The organism is Stenotrophomonas sp. GZD-301 (assembly GCF_049310345.1).
Taxonomy (GTDB): Bacteria; Pseudomonadota; Gammaproteobacteria; order Xanthomonadales; family Xanthomonadaceae; genus Stenotrophomonas.
Window position 1 is genome coordinate 49,536 of sequence record NZ_JBMOWY010000051.1, and the last position, 25,084, is coordinate 74,619.

Genomic DNA, 25,084 nt, shown 5'->3' on the forward strand with positions numbered 1-25,084 from the left:
GTTTCGATGCTGCCGGGCGATGCTCACACCGGTACCTGGGGTACCTGTACACCCTGCACCGGCAGCGTCACCACCATCACCGTGGAATCGTCCGGGTCCAGCCGGGTCTTGAAGCCCAGGCTCTGGCACATCGCCAGCATGGTGCTGTTCTCGCGCAGCACCTGGCCTTCGACGATGTTCAGGCCCAGCCACTGGGCGTACTCGATCATGATCGTCATCAGCCGCCAGCCGATGCCGTGGCCCTTGAGATCCGAGCGGATCAGGATGCCGTACTCGCCACGGTCGTAATCGGCATCGGCATGCAGCCGCACTGCGCCGAGCATGTCGCCGCTGCGCGGATCGATGGCGACCAGGGCGATGGAGCGCGCGTAGTCGAGCTGGGTCAGGCGCGCGATGAATTCATGGCTGAAGTGCTTGACCGACTGGAAGAAACGCAGCCGCAGGTCGTCGTCGGTGACGCGGGCGAAGAACGCGCGGAACAGCGCGTCATCTTCGGGCCGCACCGGCCGCACGAAGGCGGGCGCCCCATCGGACAGGGTAATGGTGCGCTCCCACTCCTTGGGATACGGGAACACCGCAAAGCGCGGGTGACCACGCCCCTTGTGCAGTTTGCGCGACGGCGCGATGGCCACGCGCGCGTCCAGCGCGATCACGCCGTCGCGGTCGGCCAGCAACGGGTTGATGTCCAGCGTGCGGATCTCGGGGATGTCGGCCGCCAGCTGCGCCAGCTTGACCAGCACCAGCGCCACCGCGCGTTCGTCGGCCGCCGGTACGTCGCGGTACGCCTTGAGGATGCGCGACACCCGGGTGCGGCCGATCAGTTCATGCGACAGCCGCAGGTCCAGCGGCGGCAGCGCCAGGGCCTTGTCGTCGATGACCTCCACGGCGGTGCCGCCCCGGCCGAACACCACCACCGGGCCGAACGTGGGATCGTCGGCGATGCCGGCGATCAGCTCGCGCGCCTTCGGCCGCACGATGGTGGGCTGCACCAGCACGCCGTCGATGCGCGCCTGCGGGCGCAGGCGATGGGCGCGCTCCAGGATCGACGTGGCCGCCGCGTGCACCGACTGCAGGGTGCCCAGGTTGAGGCGTACGCCGTCGACATCGGATTTGTGCGGGATGTCGGCGGAGAACACCTTCACCGCCACGGTGGCGCCCTGTTCCAGCAGTGGCTGGGCCAGGTCCATCGCCTCGTGCGCGTCGCGCGCCTGCATCACCGGCGCGGACGGAATGCCGTAGGCGGTGAGCAGCTGGTGGGTGGCGATCGGATCGAGCCACTGCTGCCCGGCGGCAAGCGCGGCGTCCACCAGCGCCCGCGCTGCGGCGGTGTCCACCACGAAATCCTCGGGCAGGCTGGGTGGCGTTTCCATCAGCGCGGCCTGCGCGTCGCGGTAGCGCACCAGGTGCTGGAAGCCGCGCACGGCTTCTGCTTCGGTGGGATAGGTGGGCACCCGCGCGGCATTGAGCGTGGCGGTGGCCCGGTCGTCGTTGCCCAGCCAGACCGCGAACACGGGCTTGTCGCGGTGGTGACGCGGGCGCAGGCCCAGGGTGCGGGTAAGCGCCTGCGCGGCATCGGCCGAGGAAGTGAAGGCGGTGGGCACGTTGACCACCAGCACCGCATCGTTCTCGGTGTCGGACATCAGTGCCTCGATGGCCGCCGCGTAGCGCTCGCCGTCGGCGTCGACCACGATGTCCACCGGATTGCCGCGCGACCAGCCCTCGGGCAGCACCGCGTCGAGCTGGGCGACGGTGGCCGGGGACAGCTCGGCCAGGCTGCCGCGCAGCGCCAGCAGCTGGTCCACCGCCAACCGCCCTACCCCGCCACCGTTGCTGAGGATGGCCAGCCGGCGACCGGGGAAGGTGCCGAGCCGGCCCAGGGTTTCGGCGGCGGTGAACAGTTCGTCCAGCGCGCTCACCCGCAGCAGGCCGGCGCGGTTGAAGGCGGCCCCGTACACGGCATCGGTGCTGGCCAGCGCCTGCACATGGGTGTCGGCATCGGGGTCGATGCGGATGTGGCGGCCGGACTTCACCACCACCACGGGTTTGGCGCGCGCGGCCGCACGCGCGGCCGACATGAACTTGCGCGCGTCGCGGATGTGCTCCACGTAGAGCAGGATGGCGCGGGTGCGGTAGTCGGTGGCGAAGTAATCGAGCAGGTCGCCGAAGTCGACATCCAGGGTGTCACCGAGCGAGACCACGGCCGAGAAGCCGACCGAGCGCGCCACGCCCCACTCCACCAGCGCCGCGGCGATGGCGCTGGACTCGGAGATCAGCGCCAGATCGCCGGCCTGCGGAAAGTGGGCGGCGATGCTGGCATTGAGGCGCGCATGCGGCGCGATCACGCCCAGACAGTGGGGACCGAGGATGCGCAGGCCCTTGGCGCGCGCGGCCGCTTCCACCTGTGCGGCGAGCGAGCCGGGGCCCTGGCCGAGGTTGGCGGTAAGAATGATGGCGGCGGCGACGCCGCGCTCGGCGGCCGTGGCCACCACCTGCGGCACGATGCTGGCCGGCGCGGTGATCACCACCAGTTCGGGCACCCAGTCGAGGTCCTTGAGCCGCTTGACGGTGCGGATGCCGTCGATGTCGCTGTAACGCGGGTTGATCCACGCGACTTTGCCGGGGAAACCAGTGGCGCGCAGGTTGCGCATCACGGCGCGGCCGGCGGAACGCTCGCGCGGGCTGCCGCCGATCACGGCGACCGACTGCGGGCGGAACACGGATTGCAGGTGGTAGGTGCTCATGAGGTCGAACTGTCACCGGGACACGTGGGTACACGGTACACGGGCGCCGGCGATGTGGGGATGATCTGGCGCAATGGCAGGCGCCGGGCGTGGACCCGGCGCCTGCGTGTCGTGGCGGTTACAGCAGCGTTCCGCTCAGGATCATCGCGGCGATGCTGAAATAGATCACCAGGCCGGTCACATCGACCAGCGTGGCCACGAACGGCGCCGATGCGCTGGCCGGGTCGAAACCGAGCCGCTTGAGGATGAAGGGCAGCATCGACCCGGACAGCGAGCCGAAGGTGACGATGCCGACCAGCGCCGCGCCGATGGTCAGCGCCAGCAGCTTCCAGTGCTCGCCGTAGTCGTGCAGGCCCAGCAGCTGCCAGCTCACGATGCGGATGATGGCCAGCACGCCAAGGATGGCGCCGAGGGTGACGCCGGTGGGAATCTCGCGCAGCGCCACCCGCCACCAGTCGCGCAGGCGCAGCTCGCGCAGGGCCAGGCTGCGGATCAGCAGCGAGGTGGCCTGCGAGCCGGAATTGCCGCCGGAGCTCATGATCAGTGGAATGAACAGGGTCAGCACCACGGCGCGGGCCAGTTCGTCCTCGTAGTGCTGCATGGCGCTGGCAGTGAGCATTTCGCCGAGGAACAGCACGCTGAGCCAGCCGGCACGCTTGCGCAGCATCTCGAAGAAGCCGATCTGCATGTACGGCTTTTCCAGTGCCTCCATGCCGCCAAACTTGTGCACGTCTTCGGTGGACTCCTCGATCAGCGCGTCGAGGATGTCGTCCACGGTGACGATGCCGAGCACGTGGCGCTGCGCATCCACCACGGGGATGGCGAGCAGGTCGTGACGGCGGATCAGCTGCGCGACCTCCTCCTGGTCGAGCATGGCATCCACGCTGACCGGCGGATTGACCTGCGCCACGTCCAGAATGGGTTCGTCGGGCAGGCCGGTGATCAGCCGGCGCATGGTCACCACCTGCACCAGCACGCGCGTCTGCGGGTCCAGCACGTAGATGGCGTAGACGGTTTCGCGGGTGCGTTCGACGTCGCGGATGTGCTGCAGGGTGCGGCCCACGGTCCAGTCAGAGGGCACGCTGACGAACTCGGTGGTCATCAACGCACCGGCCGTATGCGCCGGGTAGCTGAGCAGCTGCTGGATCGACTGGCGCGATTCCGGCGAAAGCAGCGGGATCAGGCGGGCGCGGTCGTCGGCGTCCAGTTCATGGACGATGTCGGTGGCGCGGTCGTCGGCCATCAGCCCGAGCAGCGCGGCGGCACGGGCCACCGGCATCGCCGCGACCAGATCGCCGCTGCGGTTGAGCTCGGGCTGCTCGAGCATCTTCACCGCACGCGGCAACGGCAGCGCCGCCAGCGTGTCGGCGGCGCGCGACAGCTCGAGGGTGTTGAGGAATTCCACCGCATCGGCGGTGTTGAAGGCTTCGAGGGGCGCGCTCAGGGAGGCGGCATCAGCCACCGGGCGCAGCAGGTCTTTCTGGTTCATCGTATTCGCCTGTCGGGGTCGCATTGCGCAACGCCAACGCTGGCGAACCGACCCGTGTCAGGCGGTAGCCATCGCTGGCGTCGAGCAAGGTCGACTTCTACTGTCGCTGGACATGGGTTGGGGACTCCGGATGGGTGTACTGCCGACAGCGCGGACGCGCCAGCAGCGGCGGGCAGTCTGGACCTCCCCGGCGGCGAGGTCAACCCGGCGGCGGCGGGCCGTTGCGGCGGCATTGTCGTTGCCGTCGCGCGTGCGTCGCATAATGGCGGTGGGCCCGGTTCCCTCACGGCCAGGATTCACCACCGCCAGGATTCACCACCGCGTGTTCCCTGAACCACCCGGGTCATCGATGTCATGAGCAGGTCCTTCCATGCATAGCGGCGCGCTCGAGCTGGCCCTGGTGCTGCTGCTGGCGGCGGTGATCGCCGTGCCGGTGTTCAAGAAACTGGGGCTGGGCGCCGTGCTGGGCTATCTGGCCGCCGGTGTCGTGCTTGGCCCGGACGGGCTGGGCTTCGTGCAGGACGCCGACCGCATCCTGAGCGCGGCCGAGATCGGCGTGGTGATGCTGCTGTTCGTGATCGGCCTGGAACTGTCCCCGGCCCGGCTGAAGGTGATGCGGCGCTCGGTGTTCGGGGCCGGTGCCCTGCAGGTTGCGCTGAGCGCGCTGGTGCTCGGCGGCCTGCTGCTGCTCGACCACTTCCAGTGGAAGAGCGCGTTGATCGTGGGGATCGCGCTGGCGTTGTCGTCCACCGCGGTGGGGCTGCAGCTGCTGTCCGAGCACAAGGCGATCAACAGCGATTACGGCCGCCTGGGCTTTGCGATCCTGCTGTTCCAGGACCTCATCGCCATTCCGCTGCTGGCCGCCATTCCGCTGCTCGGCGGGGCCCGCAACGACACCCTGCAGTGGAGCGACGTGGCCGTGGCGCTGGGTGCGCTGGCGGTGGTGATCCTGTGCGGGCGCCCGGTGCTGCGCCGGCTGTTCAACATCATCGCGCGCACCCGCAGCCCGGAAGTATTCACCGCGATGGCGCTGCTGGTGGTGCTGGGCACGGCGTGGTTCATGCAGGAAGCCGGGCTGAGCCCCAGCCTGGGTGCCTTCCTGGCCGGCGTGCTGCTGTCCGATTCGGAGTTCCGGCACGAACTGGAATCGCAGATCGAGCCGTTCAAGGGACTGCTGCTGGGCCTGTTCTTCATCGCAGTGGGCATGGGCATCGACCTGGACCGGATCGTTGCCGAGCCGGCGATGATCGCAGCCGGCGTGGCCATCCTGCTGGTGGTGAAGTTCGGCCTGCTGTTCACCATCGGCAAGCTGGCCAAGCTGCGTACGCGGCACGCGGTGCTGCTGGGCAGTGTGCTGTGGCTGGGCGGCGAGTTCGCCTTCGTGGTGTTCAACGAAGCGCAGCGCGCGAACCTGCTGGGCAATGCCAACCACGACCGGCTGGTGGCAATCGTCGGTCTGTCGATGGCGATCACGCCGCTGCTGATGATCGCGCTGCTGCGCCTGCTCGGCCGCGACGATGGGCCCAAGGCGAGCGCGCGGCCAGCCGATACGGTGGACACCGAAGGCAGCCAGCCGCAGGTGATGATCGCCGGCATGGGCCGCTTCGGCCAGGTCGTGGCACGTCTGCTGACCGCGCAGAAGATCCCGTTCGTGGCACTGGAATCCAACCCCGACACGGTCTCGGACCTGCGGCGGTTCGGCAACAAGCTCTACTACGGCGACCCGACCCGGCCGGAGATGCTGCGCGCGGCCGGCGGTGAGTTCATCCGCGTCTACGTGGTGACCCTGGACGATCCGGACGCGAACATGCGCGCCACCCGTCTGATCCGACGCATGTATCCCAATGCCGTGGTGCTGGTGCGGGCACGCAACCGCCAGCATGCGTGGCGGTTGATGGACATGTCGGCCGAGCCGTTCCGCGAGGTGTTCGGCACCAGCCTGGAACTCAGCGAACGCATGCTGATCGCACTGGGCATTCCGGCCGACACCGCGCGCAGCCACGTGCAGCGGTTCCGCGAGCACGACGAGAAACTGCTGCGCGACCAGTACCTGGTGTACGACGACGAGGCGGCGGTGATCCAGACCTCGCGCGATGCGCGCGCGGACCTGATGCATCTGTTCGAAGCGGATGCGGAACGCGACCGCACACCCGACAGCGACCGGCGCGACTGACCGGTCGCGACGGCGTCAGCCGTTGTCGCGCAGGAACCGGGCCATCGACGACACGCCCGGCACCAGCGGTTCGAACTCGCCGGCTACATCGATGAAGCCGCGCATCACCGCGATCTCGCGCGGGCTGCGGTTCAGCGCGTCGCGCACGTCGGGATCGGCACCGGCACGCAGCAACCGCTGCACGAGCAACGGCAGGCCATGCAGCGCGGCCAGGTGCAGCGGGCCAAACCCACGCGGATCGCGCACGTCCAGCGACACGTCCTCATCGAGCAGGCGCTCGACGGCGGCCAGCACCACCTGCTCGTCGCAGGCGGTGCCCGGTTCGGCGCGGGCGCCGAGCAGCAGCAGCAGCGGCGTCACCGAGCCGGCTGCCGCCTGGTCCGGTTCGGCACCGGCCAGCAGCAGCGTATCCAGCAGCGCCAGCAGGCGCGAACGGTCGCGCGCACTGAAGCCGTACAGCGCCGCGCAATGCAGCGGCCCGAGTTGCTGGGCATCACCGGCATGCACGTTGGCACCGGCCGTGAGCAGCCGCGCCACGATATCCGGCAGGCCCAGCGCCGAGGCCAGCATCAGCACGGTCACCCCGCCCGGCAGGCGGTATTCCAGTTCGGCACCGGCATCGAGCAGCGCCGAGACGATCTCGATCTGACGCATGCTGACCGCTGCCGACAACGGCGTAGCGCCGCTCGCGGCGGCGTGCTGCGGATTGGCGCCACGCGCCAGCAGCAGGTCGACCACCGCCAGGTGGCCGCCGCCGGACGCGCGCAGCAGCGCGGTGCAGCCCTGTGCGTCGACCACGTCCACGGCGAAGCCCAGGTCGATCAGGCGGCGCACGGCATCGGCATCGCCGGCCATCGCCGCGGCGGGCAGGTCGCCGTCGCGCAGCGCGCGGCGCGGCAGCGGCCACACACGCCAGTCGAGCCAGTCGGCCAGATCGCGGCGACCGATGGACAAGGCCACGCCGAGCGGCGTCTGTCCGTCCGCTGCCCGCGCTTCCGGCGATGCGCCCTGCTGCACCAGCAGCTTGATCGACCCTTCGCGGGCCAGCGCGGTCGCCAGGTGCAGGGCGGTCATGCCGTGGCTGTCGCGGGCTTCGCGGTCCACGCCCAGCGCCAGCAGCGCGTGCTGCAGGCGCAGCCAGCCCAACCGGACCGCGAGCGACAGCGGCGGATCGCCGGCCGGCGACGCGGCGAAGGGATCGGCACCGCGTTCCAGCAGTTCCAGCGCGAGCTGCTCCAGCCCGCGCGACGCATGGTCATGCTGTGCGCAGGCGCTGAGCAGGCGCGCCAGGCCGCCGCGACCGGCCGGCGACAGGCCGTGGCGCAGCAGAACCTGCAACGCCGGCACGGCATCGATGCCGCGTGCGAGCAGCGCAAACATGGGCGTGTCGCCACAGGCGTCGAGCACCTCCGGGGCGGCACCGTGCTGGAGCAGCCAATCCACCGCATGCGGGTCCAGCGCCAGCTCGCCATCGTGCAGCAGGGCGCCCAGTTCGTCGGCGCCGCACAGGCGCGCGAGCGCCGGCAGGCCCTCCACGTTGCCGAAGCCCAGCGCTTCGCGCAGCAGGTCCAGCGGGGGGCGGTCCGGCAGTGTGTTCGCGGTGGGGTCGGCATCGCCGCCGGCGCTCAGGCCATCGCTGACCGCGGCCGGCAGCGGATAGGCCGGATCCAGCAACGACACGATTGCCCAGCGGCCGGCACCCGCGGCGATGTCCACCGCGCGGCGGCCCTGCGGGTCGGTCGCGTCGGCGGGAATGCCGAGGTCCAGCAGGCGGCGGACCAGCAACGGCGACACGGTATCGGCCATGCACGCCAGCAGCACTGCATTGCGGCCTTCGCCGTCCACGGCGTTGAGATCGGGATGGTGCGGCAGCAGGTGTTCGACCACGGCGGCACGGCCGCCGCGGGCGGCTTCCAGCCACGGGGTCCGGGCAAGGGCGTCGCGCGCTTCCAGGTTGGCGCCGGCGGCGAGCAGGACATCGATGATGTCCACATGGCCGGCCAGGGCCGCTTCGTGCAGCGCGCTGCGCCGCTGGCGGTCACGCGCGTCGGCGCGGGCCTTGTGCTTGAGCAGCAGCTGCACGCCGGCCGGATCGTCTTCCTCGGTGCCGGCCGCAGCCAGCAGAACGGGGGTGCCGTCGGCCGGTTCGGTCTTGGCGCCGCGTTCGAGCAGGAACCGCGCCAGCCGCCAGTTGCCGACCTGGCAGGCCACTGCCAGCGGCGACCAGCCGTCCAGGTTGAGCGCATCCACTTCGGCGGCGGCATCGCGCAGCAGCGCGGCCACGCCCGGGTCGGAGCTGCGTGCGGCGTGGTGAAGGGGGGTGTTGCCGTCGGTGTCGGCCGCGCGCGAATCGGCGCCGTTGGCGAGCAGGGTCATCACCGCTTCGGGCCGCCCGTGCCAGCTGTCGCGGGTGGCCGCCAGCAGGGGCGTCATCCCGCGCGGCGCGGCGTTGAGGTCCACCCCGCGGGCGATGAGCTCGCGCAGCAGGCGCAGGTCGGGCAGCACGGCGGCCAGCACGGCCAGACTGCGCTGGTCGCGCCACTGCGGATCGGGCAGGCCGTGGGGGTCGGCGCCGGCCTGCAGCAGCTGCAGGGCGCGATCCACGCGGCCGCTGCGCGCCGCGTCGTACAGCGCCGGCAGGCGTTCATGCTGGCCGAGCGGTTCCAGCGGACCCGGCGGCTGCGCGCTGTCGGCCAGCAGGTCGGCATCGGTGCTGGCGTCCGGCGAGCGCGAAGCGGCGTCTGACAGGGCGGCGGCGGGCTGCACGGTCTGCAGCAGCAGGTGGGCCAACGGCGACAGCAGCAGCGTGGCCACGGCCAGCGGCCAGCGCGCGTCGTCCGGGACCAGGCCCGGCCATGCGGGCAGAACGATCAGCGCGCAGACCGCGACGACCACGGCCGCCACGGCCAGGCCGCGCCACGCCGTGAGGTCGCGACCGGCGAGGGTCTGCCAGTGGCGCGCCAGGCTGCCTTCGCTGCGTTCGATATCGTTCCACACCGGCCAGGTGCGCCAGACACCGAGCAGCGCGGCGCTGACCGCCACGCTCAACCCCAGCACCGCGCCGAGGCTGCCGCTGTCATGCAGGGCGGCCAGCGGCCAGGCGACCAGCGCGGCCAGCAGCAGCGGGCCGGGCAGCCAGAGGGCGAGCAGCGCGGGCAGATCGCGGCGCAGCAGAACCGGCAGGGCCGGCACGGCACGTGTGCGGCGCCACCAGGACACACCGAGGGCGAACGCCGGCTGGGCCAGAACGGCCGCAAGCGCGCCGGGCACGCCGCCGAGCACCGCCGCCAGCGCCAGCAGGGCGCCGACGGCGACTGCGATGGCACTGGCGCGGGAGCGCGGAAGGTCAGTCATCGTGGGTCATCGCGGCGCGGTACCCGCACCGGCGCGACCGGCGGGGGCGGCATCTGCAGGTGGAAGCCGCGCTCGGCCAGGTTCGCGCGCACCTGCCCGGCATCAGCCAGGGCAAGGCGACGGTCGGGAGTAAGGGCAACTTCCAGGACGAATGCGAACGGCGCCAGCGTGGCCTTCAGTGCGTCGGGAACGGCGCTGAAGTCATCGCGGACGGCGAGGTAGACGTAGGTGTCCTGCTTGCGTTGGCTTTTATAGACGTAGGCTTGCATGCCCGCGGGGCTTTGCCCTGGGAGTGAGTGGGATGATTGTGGATGAAACCGCGCAAGGGCGAAAGCTGCTGCGGTGTCCGGGCGACGGTTTTCCGGCGCGCGGCAGATTCAGGTTCATCAATGTCGCGGACCCGTTCAGTTCCGGAGGGCGACACGGACCGGGCGTGGGCTGGCTGGGGTAGCTGCCAGCGCCACCGAAACGGCGCTGGCAGCGGGGTCCTGCGCTTACTTGACCTTGGCGTAGGTGCCCTTCAAGGCAACACCGGCCATCAGGGTGCCGGCATAGCACTCGTAGTTGGTGCTGCTCTTGAACTCGTTCTTCTTGTAGTAGCTGACGATGTCCACCACGGCATTGGCACCGCGCGACTTGGCGCCGTCCTGCAGGGCGCGCAGCGCCGACAGGGCAACCCAACGGCAGGCGTCGGCGTCGCTCTTGTTGGCGGCGTTGGTCTTTTTGTTGGTCACATCTTCACCCAGGCGCTGCTGGACGCTGACCTTCTCGCCGGCCAGGAAGAAGCGCACGCTGCCATCGATACCGGCATTGCGGGCTTCATCGGAATTGATCAGGTCGTGCAGGGACTGCTCCACGCGGGTGTCGCGGGCCGAGGCGGCGCTCGATACGGCAAGCAGGGCAGCGGTGGCGATCAGGGCAAAACGACGCATTCAACGAACTCCTTGTTGGTGTGGCGCGGGATGGTAAGCGATGCGCGGCCCGGTGGCGGGCCGCGGTGGATCAGGATTCGGCCCAGCGACGGAAGATCAACGAGGTGTTGATGCCGCCGAAGGCGAAGTTGTTGCTCATGACGTAATCGGTGTGCAGGGTGCGGCCTTCGCCCCGGATGTAGTCGAGCGCGCCGCAGCGCGGATCGACCTCGGTCAGGTTCAGGGTGGGCGCGAACCAGCCTTCACGCATCATCTCGATGCTCAGCCACGCTTCGAACGCACCGCAGGCACCCAGCATGTGGCCGACGTAGCTCTTGAGCGAGCTGATCGGCACGCCGGCCGGCCCGAACACCTGCGCGGTGGCCTGGGTTTCGGCGATGTCGCCGTGGTCGGTGGCGGTGCCGTGCGCGTTGACGTAGCCGATCTGCGCCGGCTCCAGGCCCGCGTCCTCCAGTGCCAGGCGCATCGCCTGGGCCATCGTGTCGGCGCTGGGCTGGGTGACGTGCTGGCCATCGCTGTTGGTGCCGTAGCCGACCACCTCGGCCAGGATCGTCGCGCCGCGCGCGCGCGCATGCTCGAGCTCTTCCAGGATCAGCGTACCGGCGCCCTCGCCCAGCACCAGGCCGTCGCGGTGCGCGTCGAACGGGCTGGGCGTGGTCTGCGGGGCATCGTTGCGCACGCTGGTGGCGAACAGGGTGTCGAACACCGCCGCGGCGGTGGCGTCGAGCTGCTCGGCGCCGCCGGTGACCATCACCAGCTGCTTGCCGCTGCGGATCGCTTCATAGCCGGCGCCCACGCCCTGGCTGCCGGACGTACAGGCGCTGGAGGTGGTGTAGACGCGGCCGGACAAGCCGAAGAACACGCCGATGTTGACCGGCGAGGTGTGGCTCATCATCTTCAGGTAGGTGGTGGCGCTGATGCCTTCGGTGGTGTGCTCGTGGAGCATCCGGCCGAACTCGGCGGTCGCCTCGTGGCTGCCGGACGACGAGCCATAGGCCACGCCGGCCATGCCGCTGCGCAGGACCGGGTGGCCGAGCAGACCGGCCGATTCCAGCGCCAGCTCGGTGGCGCGCACCGACATCACCGCGACCTTGCCCATGCTGCGGGTGGTTTTGCGGTTGTAGTTCGGCGGCAGGTCGTAGTCCTGCACCGGCGCGGCCAGACGGGTGTTGAGGCCGTCGAACACTTCCCACTCGGGGATGTAGCGCACCGCGTTGACGCGGGCGTGCAGGCGCTCGCGGATGCTGGCCCAGTCATGGCCCAGCGGGCTGAGCGCGGCGGCACCGGTGACCACCACGCGACGATCGATGCGGCCCATCAGACCATCCCTCCATTGACCGAGATCACCTGGCGGGTGATGTAGCCGGCCGATTCGGACATCAGGAACGAGACGGCCGCCGCGACTTCCTCGGGCTGGCCCAGGCGTCCGGCAGGGATGAGCTTGAGCGCATGCTCGACCACCTCCTGGTTCACCATCTCGGTCTCGATCAGGCCCGGTGCCACGCAGTTGACGGTGATCGCGCGGCTGGCCAGTTCCAGCGCCAGCGCCTTGGTGGCACCGATGATGCCGGCCTTGGCCGCGCTGTAGTTGGTCTGCCCGCGGTTGCCGACCAGCCCCGACACCGAGGACAGGGTGACGATGCGGCCCGGCCTGCGCCGCCGCACCATCGGCATCACCAGCGGATGCAGCACGTTGTAGAAGCTGTCCAGGTTGGTATGCACCACGGCATCCCAGTCCTCGGCCGGCATCGCCGGGAAGGCGCCGTCGCGGGCGATGCCGGCGTTGCACACCACCCCGTAACAGGCGCCGTGGGCCTCCACGTCCGCCTCCAGCGCTGCGCGCGCGGCGTCGCGGTCGGAGACATCGAACATCAGCACGCGCGCCTGGCGCCCGAGTGCCTGGATGTCGGCGACCACCGCCTGCGCGTCCTCGATACGGCTGCGGCAATGCACCACCACGTCGAAGCCGTCGCGCGCCATCCGCAGCGCCACGGCACGGCCGATGCCCCGGCTGGCGCCGGTCACCAGCACGGTCAGATTTCCAGTCATGCCTGTCCACTCTCCAGATAAGCCATCGCATCGCGTGGTTCGAACACGGACACGTTGGCGACCGCCAATTCGGTATCGCCTGCCAGGATCCGGCAGGCGAACATGCCCAGGCCATTTTCGCCCATCAGCTCGCAATGCGCCTCTACCCGCAGGCAACTGCCCGCAGCGAAGAAGGGCTGGTGCGCGGTGTAGCGCCGCGTGCCCAGCAGGAAGCCGATGGACGGTACGCCGCCGGCCTGGCGTGCCTTCGCACCCGCCCAGGCGGCAATTGCCTGGGCCATGTACTCCACGCCAACCCAGGCCGGCACCCCGTCGGGGGTGGCGAACAGGCCGTGCGACGGCACATCCACCTCGACCACGACCGAGGAGTCCTGCCAGTCCAGCAGGCGGTCGATCAAGCGCATGCTGTCGCGGTGCGGCAGCACATCATCGATATCGCAGGGCAGCTGCATGCTCACCTCCGCGCCAGGGCCAGCACGGCATTGCTGCCGCCGAAGGCGAACGAATGGCTGAGCACATGCTGCGGCGGCAACGCCGCGCGGGTGCCAGGCGCCACCAGCGCCAATGCCGGCAGCGCGGCATCGGCCTGCCCGTCCCACCAGTGGGTGGGCAACTGCTGCTGCGGGTTGTCGGCCAGCACCATCCAGCACAGTGCCGCCTCGATCGCGCCGGACGCCCCCAGGGTGTGCCCGGTCAGCGGCTTGGTGGAACTGGCCGGTACGTGCGTGCCCAGTACGGCGGCCACCGCCTGGCTTTCCATCGCATCGTTGTGACCGGTGGCGGTGCCATGCAGGTTCACGTAGTCGATCTGCGCGGCGGCGAGCCCGGCCCGCGCCAGCGCCTGCTGCATGGCGTCGATCGCGCCGCGCGCCTGCGGGTCCGGTGCCGACATGTGGTGCGCATCGGAGGACTCGCCCCAGCCGGACAGCTCCACCGGACCGGTCTCGCGGGTCATCAGGAACAACGCCGCGCCTTCGCCGATGTTGATGCCGTTGCGGTTGGCCGAGAACGGGTTGCAGCGCGTGGCCGAGACCGATTCCAGCGCGCTGAAACCGGCCACGGTGAAGCGGCACATCGAGTCGGCGCCACCGGCGACCACGGCGTCGACCACGCCGGCGCGCAGCAGCCGCGCGGCCGACATCAACGCCTTGGCACTGGACGAGCACGCGGTGGAGATCGTCCAGGCCGGGCCCTCGCTGCCGATGCGCGTCCGCACATAGCGCGCGGCGGTGCCCATTTCCTGCTGCGCGTAATGGAAGTCGTCCGGCCAGTGGCCGTGGTCGCGCTGCGTGCGCAACGCGTTCTCCGACTCGCCGATACCCGAGGTGCTGGTGCCGACAATCACCGCCACGCGCGCCGCGCCGTACCGCGCGATCGCGGCGTCGACGCCGCCGCGGATCTGCTGCAGGGCCGCTTCCAGCAGGGCGTTGTTGCGCCCACGCAGCGCCACCGGCAGGGCCGACAGATCCGGCAGCGGCGTGGCCACTTCGCCGAGCGCCAGCGTGCGCCCGGCGATCACCGCATCGGTATCGCGCAGGCCGCCGGGCTGGTCGGCGAACAGGCCGTCGCGCACCTGCGCGCGGTCGGCGCCCAACGCGCAGACCACGCCCAGTTCGTTCAGATAGATGGCAGGGCTGCTCACGGCTGTGTCTGTTCCATGTCCAACGATTCGATCACCAGTTCGTAGCCTTCGGCCAGGTTGCGCAGGCGCTGCCGGCCCGGCCCCAGCGGCTCCAGCACCAGCCAGGCATGGCCGTCCTGCTCCAGGCGGCGGCTGCCGTCGGACTCGATCAGCGTCCAGCCGGGCGGCAGGGCGGCGCGGATCGCGCCGGCCGGCCACAGCGCGAACTGCAGGTCGTCCAGCACGCGTTCGCCGCGCACCTGCGCCGGCAGCCACGGGGCCCGCGTCTGCGTCAGCGTGTTGCCATCCCACACCATGCGCACCCCGGTCTGGCCCATCGCCTGTACCGCCAACCGCACCTGCTCACCATCCGCTTCCAGCAGCGCGTCCAGATCGCGCTCATGGCTGCCGAAGCGGAACTGCAGGCGCTGCTGCAGCTGCAGCGGCTGCGGCAGCGCCGACGGCGCCAACTGCAGCACCGGCAACTGCGCCAGCGGCGCGGGCATGCGCGTGCTGGCGCACGCGGCCAGCAGCACGCACAGCAGCAGGGCGACGATCAGGCGCTGCACAGTTCCTCCAGCACCCGCAGGCGGCGGCCGGTAGCATCGGCCACGTACGGGTTGTTGGTGTCCCACGCATAGCCGGCCAGGATCGAGGAGATCATGCGGCGCACGGCGGGCTGCTGCGTCGGATGGTAGATGATTTTCTGGAAGCCACCGGCATACCAGGCCTCGACGAAGCGTCGGAAGGTCTTCACACCGGCGCGCAGCGGAATGGCGAACTCCTGTTCCCAGTCCACGGTCTCGCCGGCATGCTCGCGTGCCAGGCAATCGCTGGCCAGCTGCGCCGACTTGAAGGCGATGGTCACACCCGAGGAGAACACCGGGTCGAGGAACTCGCCGGCGTTGCCGAGCAGCGCATAGCCCTCGCCCCACAGCGAAGAGACGTTGGCCGAGTAGCCGGTGATGGTGCGCACCGGCAGCACCGCCCACTCGGCGTTCTTCAGCAGTCGGGTCAGATTGGGGTCTTCGCCGACAATGGCCTGCAGCTTGTCGAGATCGCTGCCGGAATAGCGCTCGAAGAAGCTCGGCTCGGCCACCACGCCCAGCGAGCAGCAGCCGTTGGAGAACGGAATCGTCCAGTACCACACGTCCACATGCTCGGGATGGGTGGTGATCAGGATCTTGTTGCGGTCGAAGCCGGCGTCGGCCGGAATATGGTCGCGCACGTGGCAGAAGATCGCGCCGCGGACCGGGAAGTTGGACGGCGACTCCAGCTTCAGCAGGCGTGGCAGCAGCCGCGCGAAGCCGCTCGCGTCGAGGATGAAGCCGGCCTCGATGGTGTACTCGCTGCCGTCCGGTCGGCGCACCTGCACGCGTGCCGGCCGGCCCGGTTCCACCGCCAGCACTTCATCGCCGAAACGCAGCGTGGCGCCCATGCGCTCGGCACCGCGCGCCAGCACGTCATCGAAATCGGCGCGCTGCACCTGGTAGGTGGTGCCCCAACCCGGCGAGAACTTGTCGCGGAAGTCGAACTCGGTGGTGGCCTCGCCGCGCACGAAGGCGGCGCCGTTCTTGTACTGGAAGCCGGCCTGGACCACGTCCTGCAGCAGTCCCGCCGCCTCGATGTACTCCATGCTCTGCGGCAGCAGGCTTTCGCCGATGGAGAAGCGCGGGAACTGCTGGCGCTCCAGCATCAGCACCTGGCGGCCCTGCTTGCGCAGCATGGCGGCAGCAACAGAGCCGGCCGGGCCGGCGCCGATCACCAGTACGTCGGTGGTTTCGAGTTGCGGGTTCATCGATACATCCTTGATCACGAATAGGGGGAACGGCGCAGGTGCTCAGTGCGGTGCGTCGTGCGGAGGCGGCCGGAACAGCGGGGAAATCATCCAGACCAGACCGATGCCGAACAGGAGGGTAAGACCGAACGCGCGCAGCGCCGGGGTCGCCGACAGGCCGAGCAGGCCGAACGACAGCCAGGTGCTGGCCGCGCCCACGCACACGGCCAGCCATGCACTGGCATCGCCGCGGTGTTCGATCAGGAAGATGCCGTAGTCGATGCCCATGCCCAGCAGCAGCATCAGCGCGAGCACGTTGAACAGCTGCAACGGCTGACCGAACAGGCCGAGCAGGCCGAGCGTCAGCGCACCGGCCACCAGCGTCGGCGCGAACACGCGCCAGGCCTGCGCGCGGTAACGCCAGTACAGCACGGCAAACACCAGCACGATGCCGACCAGCAGCAGTCCGCTCATCAGCTTGCGGTAGTGCTTGAGCAGCGTGGAGAAATCGGCGGTGCGATCGACCCAGCGCACGCCGTCGATGCCCTTGGCCTGCGCTTCGAGCAGGGTCAACGCATCGGCACGCGACAGGTCGTCGACCATCACCACCGAGGCCAGTCCGCCACCGACCTTGCCCAGCCACAAATGGCGGAACGGCATCGCCGCCGGCGAGGCCAGGAACGCCGCCGCGTCGAGGTCGGCACTGGCATAGCCCGGCCGTGCCAGCGGCTCGCCCACCGCCTCGCCCACCTGCGCCAGCACCTGCGGTTCAACCGTGGCGGTCAGCGCGGCATCGGCGTGCTGCCGCTGCACCGACGGCAACCAGTCGCTGATCGCGCGGTAGCCGCCGATCTGCCGGTCGGCCGCCAGGCCGCGCAGGCGATCCACCAGCGCTTCCTCGCGCTGCAGAACCTGCTCGGCGCTGTCGCCCTGCACCAGGAAGAACTGCGCCGGGCTGGGCATGCCCAGCATCTGGCTGATGCGGATCTGCTGGGCGATCAGGTCCGGGGGGGAAGACTGCAGGCTGCGCAGGTCGTCATTGCTGTCCAGCCGGGCGATGCCGATTGCCGACAGCAGCGCCGCCGCGCCGAGGAACAGGGTCACCGGCCGCCGCCCGTGCAGGCGGGGCCAGCGGTCGAGCGTGTTGCCCAGCCACCGCGAGAAACCGGTGGGGCGGATCTCGCCGCCATCCAGCCACGGGAACCAGAAAATCACGGTCAGGAACGCCGCCGCCAGGCCCACCACCGAGAACAGCGCCATCTGGCGCAGGCCGGGGAACGGGGCCAGACCCAGCGCCAGATAGGCCAGCGCGCTGGTCAGCAGGGCCAGCCACAGGCCCGGCAGCAGGTGCCGCAACAGGCGCCAGCGGCGATCGGCCGGCTCGGCCTGGCGCGAAGCGAACCAGTGGATGCCGTAGTCCTCGGCCACGCCGACCAGCGAGGCGCCGAACACCAGGGTGAGCACGTGCACCTTGCCGAACACCAGCACCGTCACCGCCAGCGCCACGCCGCAGCCGATCAGCAGCGACGCACCCACCAGCAGGATCGGGCGCAGCGAGCGGAAGGCCAGCCATACCAGCAGCAGCACGGCGGCCAGCGAACCCCAGCCGATCGTGTTGATCTCGCGGTTGGCCTGCACGGCGGCGGCTTCGGCATGCAGCGGTACGCCGGCGCGCAGCACCTCCAGGCCCGGTGCCTGCTTGCCCGCCGCCTCGGCCGCCTGGTCGAGCAGGACATCGATATGGCGCTCGCCATCGAGCTGGAACGCCGACCCCACCGTGTCGTACTGCACGATCGACCAGTGCTTTCCATCGGCCTCGAGCAGGCCGTCATCGCCCATCTGCAGCCCGGAGCCCAGCGCGCGCTCCTGCCACCACTGCGGCCACAGCGACAACGGGTCCTGGCGCCACTCGGTCAGGCGCGGCGCGCCCATCGGACCGTACAGCGCGGCCAGCGCCGACGCCGCCAGACCGTCAACCGGCTCGGACTGCAGGCGCTCGCGCTGCCCGGTCGTCAGCAGACGGTCGCGGTAGGGAGCGTAGAACGCGCGCGCCTGATCGAACCAGCCCTCGATCGACCCGCTCTCGCGCAGCAGGGCCTTGCCCGCCGCGCTGTCGTCCAGGGTACGGCGGAAGGCCGCTTCGGCCGCCTTGGTCCGCGTCGCGTCGGTGCTGCCGAGCAGCACCACGATCTGCCGCGCGTTGGCATCGGCGATGCGCCGGGTGACATCGGACAGCAACCGGTCGTGCGCGTCCTGCGGCAGCAGCGCGAGGATGTCGGTATCGATCCGCGGCGCGCTCTTCCACAGCTGCCACTGCTGCACACCCAGCCCGACCAGCACCAGCAGCCAGGCGATGGCCAGCCAGCGCCAGACACGCTGCAGGCGGCCGCTGTTCAACGCGTCATTCAAACCGGCCACCCTCGTCCGCGCTCAGCTGCGCCGGGGTGTCGCGCATGCCGGCGAAATGGATCCGGGTGACGTCCTGGTTGGCCTCGGTGATCTCGACCTCGCGCACGTAGCGGTCTCCGCTCAGTTTCAGTGCGGTGAACACCTTGCCGAGCATGGCCGAGCGCGGACTCAGCTGCATGGTCCAGCCGTTGTCCGGCAACGCCTGCACCTTGACCGTGAACTGCGCCGACAAGGCCTGCGCGTCGCCGCTCATCAGGGCGAACATGATCGCGTTCACCGACCGCATCGCCGGCTGCTGGCGACCGTCCAGCTCGACCCGGCTGCTGCCGTCATGCTGGCGGCTGAGGATGCGGTCACGGGTAACCACGACCTCGGAAGGGAACGGCTTGAGCGTGGTCCAGATCACCCCGTGATCCTGCGCCAGCACGAACCGGCCCTGCGAGCGCAGCGGGTTTTTGAACCCGGCAACCTGCTTCTCCTGGGTGAACTCACCGCGCAGCACCTCGACCTTGGCCACGCGCTGTTTGACCAGGTCCACGTCGGCCGGCGGCGCAGCCAGCACCGGTACCGCCACGAGCAACGACATCAGCACGACCAGCGTGCGCAGCAGACGGTTCATGGCGCTTCCACTCCCAGACGGTCCCACAGCACGCGCGGGCACAGGTACAGCATTTCATTGGTGGCCGCATCGACCGCCACCTGGATGGTGTGCGCGCGGGTCAGTACGGTGCCGGTGTCCGCATCGAGGATCTCGTAGGCGATCTTCAAGCGGTTCTCCCATTCGGTGATGGTGGCGCGCACGCGCAGCGCCTGGCCGTACAGCAGCGGGCGGATGAACTTCACGCGCGCGTCGACCACCGGCCACAGGTAGCCGGAATCGCGCATCTGCGGGTAGTCGTAGTCGTAGCGCTGCAGCAGCGCGCAGCGCGCGATCTCGAAGTACTTGAAGTAGTTGCCGTGCCACACCACGTGCATCGGATCGCAGTCGTGGAAGGCCGGCGACAGCGTCACTTCCCAGGTCAGGTCATTGCTGGCCATACAGCTCCCAGCGCTGTGCGCGGATGTCCTCGAGCAGGCCGCGCAGTTCACCGTCCAGCGCGCGGTCCTCGTCCACCAGCGCGATGCGCGCGCAGAGGTCCTGGTACATCGCGTCGAGCGCGCCGTGCAGCGTGGCGTTCATGCCCACCCGCTGGCGCAGTGCCACGCCCTGGCGGGCCGTGATCAGCAGCGCGGCCACGACCTGTTCGGTCAGCTCGATCACGCGCAGGCAGTCGCGTGCGGCGATGGTGCCCATGCTCACTTTGTCCTGGTTGTGGCATTCGGTCGAACGCGAGAACACCGAGGCCGGCATGGTCTGCTTCAGCGCTTCGGCGGTCCACGCCGAGACGCTGATCTGCAGCGCCTTCAAGCCGTGGTTGATCGCCGCGCGTTCGCCGGTGGCGGCCGACAGGTTGGCCGGCAGGCCGTGGTTGAAACGCGCGTCCACCACCAGCGCCATCTGCCGGTCCAGCAGGTCGGCCAGATTGGCAATGGTGTTCTTCAGCGCATCCATCGCAAAGGCGATATGGCCGCCATAGAAGTGGCCGCCATGCAGGATGCGCTCGCCGTCGGCATCGATCAGCGGGTTGTCGTTGGCGCTGTTGAGTTCGGTTTCGATCAGCTGGCGCAGGAACGGCAGCGCGTCCTGCACCACGCCGATCACGTGCGGCGCGCAGCGCAGCGAGTACCGGTCCTGCAGGCGCTGCTCATTGCGCGGCGGGCGGTCGCTGTGCAGGTCCTCGCGCAGGCGCGCGGCGATCTGCATCTGGCCCGGATGCGGCTTGGCGGCAAACAGCATCTCGTCGAAGTGATGCGCGTTGCCGTCGCTGGCCAGCACGTTGAACGCGGTCAGGCGCGTGGCCAGCCGGGTCAGGTAGTCGGCGCGATCGAAGGCCAGGCAGGCCAGCGCGGTCATCACCGCAGTGCCGTTCATGATCGCCAGGCCTTCCTTCGGGCGCAGGCGCAGCGGCGCCATGCCGATCTCGGCCAGTACCTCGGCCGCCGCGCGGCGCGTGCCCTGGTACATCACTTCGCGCTCGCCGCACAGCACGGCGGCCACGTACGACAGCGGGGTCAGGTCGCCACTGGCACCGACCGAGCCTTCGGCCGGAATCAACGGCAGCACGTCGTGGCGCAGCAGCGTGGCCAGGCCCTGCAGCAGCGGGTGGCTGACCCCGGACATGCCGCGCACCAGCGAGGCCAGGCGCGCGGCGATCACCGCGCGCGTCTCCTGCGCGTCCAGGAACCGACCCAGGCCGCAGCCGTGATAGGTGAACAGGTGGTGCGGCAGCTCGGCCACCAGCGCCGGCGGAATATTGACCGTGCACGAATCGCCGTAGCCGGTGGTCACCCCGTAGATGACGCCGTCCTCGCGCAGCAGGCGGTCGAGGAAATCGGCACCGCGCTGGATGCGCGCGGTGAAGTCCGGGTCGTCGGAGACGACCGCCGTGGCCCGGCGCTGCGACAGCGCGACCACGTCTTCGATGGTCAGCGGCGCATCGCCGAAGCGGAGGGGGGTTGCCTGATCGGGGTGGGCCTTACTTGCCATGCGATGCCTGATCCCAGAAGGGGAAGAAATTGAACCAGTCCAAGGGTGCCTGGGTGACCTGAACTTCGAGCCACCGGGCGAAATGCTGCGCCTGTTCGGTCAGCGCCGCATCGCGCGAGCCGCGCGGCAGCACGATGCGATCACTGAAGTGTTCAAAGCGCACGCGGTAGCCGCGGCCTTCGTGCAGGCAGGCCATGCTGTACACCGGGCAGGCCAGCGCAGCGGCAAGCACATAGGCGCCGATCGGGAACTGTGCGATGTGGCCCAGGAAGGGTGCCGGTACGGTACGACCGCCGCGCAGCGGCACACGATCGCCGACGATCGCGACAAAACCGCCGTCTTCCACGCGGCGCTGCAGCTCCACGGCCGTGGCCGGACCCATGTCGGTGACCTGCATCAGCTCCACCGACGCCAGCGGATCCAGCCGCTGCATCAGGCGATTGAAACGCTGCGCGTGCGCGGTGTGCACCAGCACGGTGATGCGGAAACCGGGGACCTGTTCGGCCAGCACCTGGCACAACTCCAGGCAGCCGATGTGCGCGGTGAGGATCACCCCTCCCTCGCGGCGCGCGATCTTCTCCAGCATCAGGTCGCGCTGCAGGTGGATGCGGTCGGGCGGATAGCGCCCGCCAAGCCCGAGCAGCTTGTCCAGCAGCGTGTCGGCAAACAGCGCGAAGTGCTTCAGGCTCTGCCACGCCCCTGGCCTGCGCCCGAACACGCCGGTATGGGCCTGCAGGCGCTGCAGGTACTGCAGCGACGCACGCCGTGCCACGCCGTTGGTCAGCCAGTGGCACAGCACCACCGGATACACGCACAGGCGGAACGGCCAGCGCCCTAACCAGCGGTGCACCCAGCACAGGAACAGCACCCCGGCTGCGGAGGTGCTCTCGCCGAGATCGGCCCAGTGCGGCGTGGCGGTCGGTGCGGTCATGCGCGCGGGCCGGAGGCGCGGCGCCACAGCAGGCGCGGCGCGCGGCGCAGCATGCCGAAGAACAACCGGGTATGCATGCAGCTGATGCGCACGTTGTCGCGCCAGACGTCGAAATGCGAGACCCCGTCGCTGGGGTAGGTGACCCGCGTGGGCAGGTTGATCACCGCCACCCCGCGCCAGAACAGCCGCACCAGGATCTCGCTGTCGAAATCCATGCGGCGGCCGATGGTTTCCTCGGCGGCCAGCCGGGTCACCGGCGGCAGCGGGTACACGCGGAAGCCACACATCGAATCGCGCAGATGCAGCGACAGGGTATTGATCCACACCCAGATGTGGGTGGCGTAGCGGCCGTACAGGCGGGCCTTGGGCACGCTGGCATCGTAGGCCGGCGTGCCGCAGATCACCGTCTGCGGGTGCTGCTGCGACAACGCCAGGAAGCGGGGGATGTCGACGGTGTCGTGCTGGCCATCGGCATCGATCTGCAGCACGTGGGTGTACCCCTGCCGCGCCGCCTCGGCGAAGCCGGCCAGCATCGCCCCACCCTTGCCCTGGTTCTCTGCCAGGCGCAGCAGCGTCACCGCCGGCGCATGCGCCTGCACCAGCGCATCGAGCACCTGCGCACACGGTGCATGCGAGCCATCGTCCACCAGCAGGCACGGCGCGCCACTGGCGAGCACGCCCTGCACCACCGCGCCGATCGCGCCGGCATGGTCGTAGACGGGGATCACCACCAGCGGCACGAAGGCCGCCGCAGCGGTGCTGCCGGCAGGGTCATGCATCGCCGAAGACCACCCTGCCGCTGGCGTGCACGCCGTGGTCGGAGGTGTAGCGGAAGCCCAGCGTCGCCTTGGCGGCATCCCAGGCCAGTGCGAGCTGCAGGCAGTCGCCCGGCCTCGCCACGTGCTGGAATTTGAGCGCATCCATGCGCAGGAAGCGCGGCGGCATCGTGAAGGCCGCGCGCCCGTAATGGATCGCCCAGTCGAGCTGGATCACGCCCGGCAGGATCTTCGCCTGCGGGAAGTGGCCGTCGAAGGCGACCAGGTCCGGCTCCAGCGGCAGGCGCAGCATGGCCGCATCGGCATCCCGCTGCAGCCACTCCGCGGCCGGCATCAGCGGCCGGAACAACGCCGCCAGCGCGGCCGCCGTGACCTTGCCCTGCGCGTTGAACGGCAGTTCCTCGACGAAGCGCCAGCGACGTGGCCGCGTGACCGCGTCGTGGCTGCCGGCCAGCGCCGTGCCGAGCTGCTGCGCCAGGCGGCGGCGCTCCCCATCGGACCATTGCCCGGCGCCGGTCTGCCGCGGCACCACCACGGCGGCGAGCTGGTCGCGCGCACCTGGCAGCACCAGCACGCGCACGTCCTGCACCATCGGGTGGTCGCGCAGCGCCTGCTCCAGGGCGTCCAGCGAGACCCGGCGTTCCTCGATCTTGACGATGCGGTCGGCACGGCCAAGCAGGCGGAAGCTGTCCCCTTCATCGGCCGCGACACGGTCCTGGGTCTGCCACCAGCCGGCGGCGTCCAGGTGCGGCGAGGACACCGCCAGACAGCCATCCTGGATCCGCCAGGCCACGCCCGGCAGGGGGTGCCATTGCGGCTGCTCAGCGCTCCAGCGGCGCCAGGCAATGCCGCCGGTCTCGCTGCTGCCGAACACCTCCGTAGGCGCCACGCTGAGCAGCGCGCGCACCTGCAAGGCGGCCTCGGCGGGCAGCGGCCCGCCGGACGAGAACACCGCCCGCAGCCGTCCGTTCAGCGAGGACCAGTCCAGTTGCTCCGGCAGGCGCTTGAGGTGCGCCGGGGTGGCCACCAGCACCGAATCCTGCGCGGCCAGCGCACTGACCAGGTCTTCATGGAAGAACCGGCGCGGCTGGATCACACGGCCGGCCGCCAACGGCCACAGCACGCGGAACAGCAGACCGTAGATGTGCTGGTGCGACACGGTGCCGTGGATCTGCGCGCCATCGAGCTGTTGCCCGAACGCGGCCTGCAGCGCATCGACCTCACGGGTGAGCTGGCGCATGCGCTTGGCAATGGCCGTGGGCGCGCCGGTGCTGCCGGAGGTGAACACCACCAGCTCCAGCGCGTCCTCGTCCAGCGGCGCCAACGGCGTCGGGGACAGGCTGACATCGGCCGGGTGCAGCGGGGCGTATCGGTCCGGCACGTCGCCGGCGAACCCGGCCACGCGCGGGCTCAGCCCGTCCAGCGTGGCGGGCAGGTTGTCGCCGCCCAGGAACACCCGCTTGCCGGCATGCCAGGCACCGAACAGGGCCGCAGCGAAGGCCAGCGTGTCATCGAAGTACAGCGCCCAGTCGCGGCCCGGCGCCTGAGCGAACGCCTGCTGCCAGCGCTGTACCTGGCCCACGAAGGTGGGGTGGTCGAGCACGCCGGCGTCTACCACGCCCACGGCGCGGCCCGGCTGTGGCGCCACCGCCAGCCGATCCAGTGCGATCCACTCAGCCATGACCGTGCGCCGCCTTCACCCGCCGACGCACCAGCCATTCCCCGGCAAACAGGACACCCATCATCACGTACGCCAACAATCCGTTGTACAACGCCCAGACCTGGTCGGACGCCCACAGCGCCGTCACCAGGGCAAGGCCCCCGTTGAGAATGAAAAAGCCACACCAGACCTGGGTGACGTGGCGGGTATAGACCACTGCGAACGGTGGCAGTTCCGGCTCGCTCAGCCGCGCCAGCCGCTCCACCGCACTCGGCGGGAAGCGCAGGCTGGTGGCGAAGATAACCAGCATCACCGCGTTCACCAGCGCCGGGTAGAGCTTCAGCGGCAGCGACTGGTTGAAGGCCGTGGCCACCAGGGCCAGCACGCCGGTGCCCAGCGCCGCCACCCACCACACCGGCTGCCGGGTGGTCAGGGCGCGCAGGGCCGCGAGCGCGAACAGCAGCAGCGACAACCAGCGTGGCTCGAAATGCCCCAGCGACAGGTAGACCACCAGCGGGTACGCCAGCGACAGCAACGCAAACGCCGCAACGCGCACCCGGACCATGTCTGCCGTCTGCCGCCGCC

20 protein-coding genes are annotated in these 25,084 nt (G+C 70.0%); 1 reads left to right on the forward strand and 19 read right to left on the reverse strand.

From position 1 onward, the window contains the following. Positions 1–23: 23 nt before the first annotated feature. Positions 24–2,741 carry a bifunctional acetate--CoA ligase family protein/GNAT family N-acetyltransferase gene (locus ACO6VK_RS14245; RefSeq protein WP_422508193.1) on the reverse strand — a complete coding sequence of 906 codons (2,718 nt, stop codon included), beginning with the start codon at positions 2,739–2,741 and terminating at the stop codon, positions 24–26. A 118-nt stretch (positions 2,742–2,859) separates the two neighbouring features. Continuing rightward, the gene (mgtE, locus tag ACO6VK_RS14250) at positions 2,860–4,230 is read right to left on the reverse strand and encodes a magnesium transporter (protein WP_422508195.1); all 1,371 of its coding nucleotides are present in this window, start codon (positions 4,228–4,230) and stop codon (positions 2,860–2,862) included. Positions 4,231–4,600: 370 nt separating this feature from the next. Here mgtE and ACO6VK_RS14255 point away from each other — a divergent pair, with 370 nt between their 5' ends. Further along, entirely contained in the window at positions 4,601–6,403 is a 1,803-nt protein-coding gene (locus ACO6VK_RS14255; protein WP_422508197.1) for a monovalent cation:proton antiporter-2 (CPA2) family protein, read from the forward strand. 15 nt (positions 6,404–6,418) lie between these two features. Here ACO6VK_RS14255 and ACO6VK_RS14260 read toward each other — a convergent pair whose 3' ends face one another. The 17 genes from ACO6VK_RS14260 to ACO6VK_RS14340 all read right to left on the reverse strand — a co-directional run bounded on the left by ACO6VK_RS14260 (position 6,419) and on the right by ACO6VK_RS14340 (position 25,064). Next, complete coding sequence (locus ACO6VK_RS14260) at positions 6,419–9,757, reverse strand: ankyrin repeat domain-containing protein (protein WP_422508199.1); 3,339 nt, start codon at positions 9,755–9,757, stop codon at positions 6,419–6,421. Next, entirely contained in the window at positions 9,754–10,026 is a 273-nt protein-coding gene (locus tag ACO6VK_RS14265) for a YcgL domain-containing protein (protein ID WP_422508201.1), read from the reverse strand. The genes ACO6VK_RS14260 and ACO6VK_RS14265 overlap by 4 nt, the downstream gene beginning before the upstream one ends. Positions 10,027–10,251: 225 nt before the next feature. Continuing rightward, a complete protein-coding gene (locus ACO6VK_RS14270; protein WP_411852570.1) occupies positions 10,252–10,689 on the reverse strand; it encodes an excinuclease ATPase subunit in 438 nt (145 codons plus the stop codon). Between the two features lie 70 nt (positions 10,690–10,759). Next, the gene (locus tag ACO6VK_RS14275) at positions 10,760–12,007 is read right to left on the reverse strand and encodes a beta-ketoacyl-ACP synthase (RefSeq protein WP_422508203.1); all 1,248 of its coding nucleotides are present in this window, start codon (positions 12,005–12,007) and stop codon (positions 10,760–10,762) included. Beyond that, positions 12,007–12,738 (reverse strand): 3-oxoacyl-ACP reductase FabG, encoded by a 732-nt coding sequence (gene fabG / locus ACO6VK_RS14280; RefSeq protein ID WP_422508205.1) that lies wholly within the window; start codon positions 12,736–12,738, stop codon positions 12,007–12,009. The genes ACO6VK_RS14275 and fabG overlap by 1 nt, the downstream gene beginning before the upstream one ends. Further along, entirely contained in the window at positions 12,735–13,190 is a 456-nt protein-coding gene (locus ACO6VK_RS14285; RefSeq protein WP_422508207.1) for a hypothetical protein, read from the reverse strand. Before ACO6VK_RS14285 ends, fabG begins: the two co-directional genes overlap by 4 nt. Before the next feature lie 2 nt (positions 13,191–13,192). Further along, complete coding sequence (locus ACO6VK_RS14290; protein WP_422508209.1) at positions 13,193–14,380, reverse strand: beta-ketoacyl-ACP synthase; 1,188 nt, start codon at positions 14,378–14,380, stop codon at positions 13,193–13,195. Then, positions 14,377–14,928, reverse strand: coding sequence for a DUF3261 domain-containing protein (locus ACO6VK_RS14295; RefSeq protein WP_422508211.1), 552 nt, complete (start codon positions 14,926–14,928; stop codon positions 14,377–14,379). Before ACO6VK_RS14295 ends, ACO6VK_RS14290 begins: the two co-directional genes overlap by 4 nt. Then, positions 14,916–16,157: an NAD(P)/FAD-dependent oxidoreductase gene (locus ACO6VK_RS14300; protein ID WP_422508213.1), complete on the reverse strand. Its 1,242-nt coding sequence runs from the start codon at positions 16,155–16,157 to the stop codon at positions 14,916–14,918. The genes ACO6VK_RS14295 and ACO6VK_RS14300 overlap by 13 nt, the downstream gene beginning before the upstream one ends. 42 nt (positions 16,158–16,199) lie before the next feature. Further along, positions 16,200–18,545 carry an MMPL family transporter gene (locus ACO6VK_RS14305; RefSeq protein ID WP_422508215.1) on the reverse strand — a complete coding sequence of 782 codons (2,346 nt, stop codon included), beginning with the start codon at positions 18,543–18,545 and terminating at the stop codon, positions 16,200–16,202. Further along, a complete protein-coding gene (locus ACO6VK_RS14310) occupies positions 18,538–19,164 on the reverse strand; it encodes a LolA family protein (RefSeq protein WP_422508217.1) in 627 nt (208 codons plus the stop codon). The genes ACO6VK_RS14305 and ACO6VK_RS14310 overlap by 8 nt, the downstream gene beginning before the upstream one ends. Further along, positions 19,161–19,583, reverse strand: coding sequence for an acyl-CoA thioesterase (locus ACO6VK_RS14315; RefSeq protein WP_422508219.1), 423 nt, complete (start codon positions 19,581–19,583; stop codon positions 19,161–19,163). Before ACO6VK_RS14315 ends, ACO6VK_RS14310 begins: the two co-directional genes overlap by 4 nt. Continuing rightward, positions 19,570–21,132, reverse strand: a complete 1,563-nt coding sequence (locus ACO6VK_RS14320) for an HAL/PAL/TAL family ammonia-lyase (protein WP_422508221.1) — start codon at positions 21,130–21,132, stop codon at positions 19,570–19,572. The genes ACO6VK_RS14315 and ACO6VK_RS14320 overlap by 14 nt, the downstream gene beginning before the upstream one ends. Beyond that, positions 21,122–22,063, reverse strand: coding sequence for an acyltransferase (locus ACO6VK_RS14325; RefSeq protein ID WP_422508223.1), 942 nt, complete (start codon positions 22,061–22,063; stop codon positions 21,122–21,124). Before ACO6VK_RS14325 ends, ACO6VK_RS14320 begins: the two co-directional genes overlap by 11 nt. Then, entirely contained in the window at positions 22,060–22,842 is a 783-nt protein-coding gene (locus tag ACO6VK_RS14330; protein WP_422508225.1) for a glycosyltransferase family 2 protein, read from the reverse strand. The genes ACO6VK_RS14325 and ACO6VK_RS14330 overlap by 4 nt, the downstream gene beginning before the upstream one ends. Further along, positions 22,835–24,520: an AMP-binding protein gene (locus tag ACO6VK_RS14335; protein ID WP_422508227.1), complete on the reverse strand. Its 1,686-nt coding sequence runs from the start codon at positions 24,518–24,520 to the stop codon at positions 22,835–22,837. The genes ACO6VK_RS14330 and ACO6VK_RS14335 overlap by 8 nt, the downstream gene beginning before the upstream one ends. Then, on the reverse strand, positions 24,513–25,064 hold the full coding sequence (locus ACO6VK_RS14340; protein ID WP_422508229.1) for a hypothetical protein: 552 nt from the start codon (positions 25,062–25,064) through the stop codon (positions 24,513–24,515). The genes ACO6VK_RS14335 and ACO6VK_RS14340 overlap by 8 nt, the downstream gene beginning before the upstream one ends. Positions 25,065–25,084 lie beyond the last annotated feature (20 nt).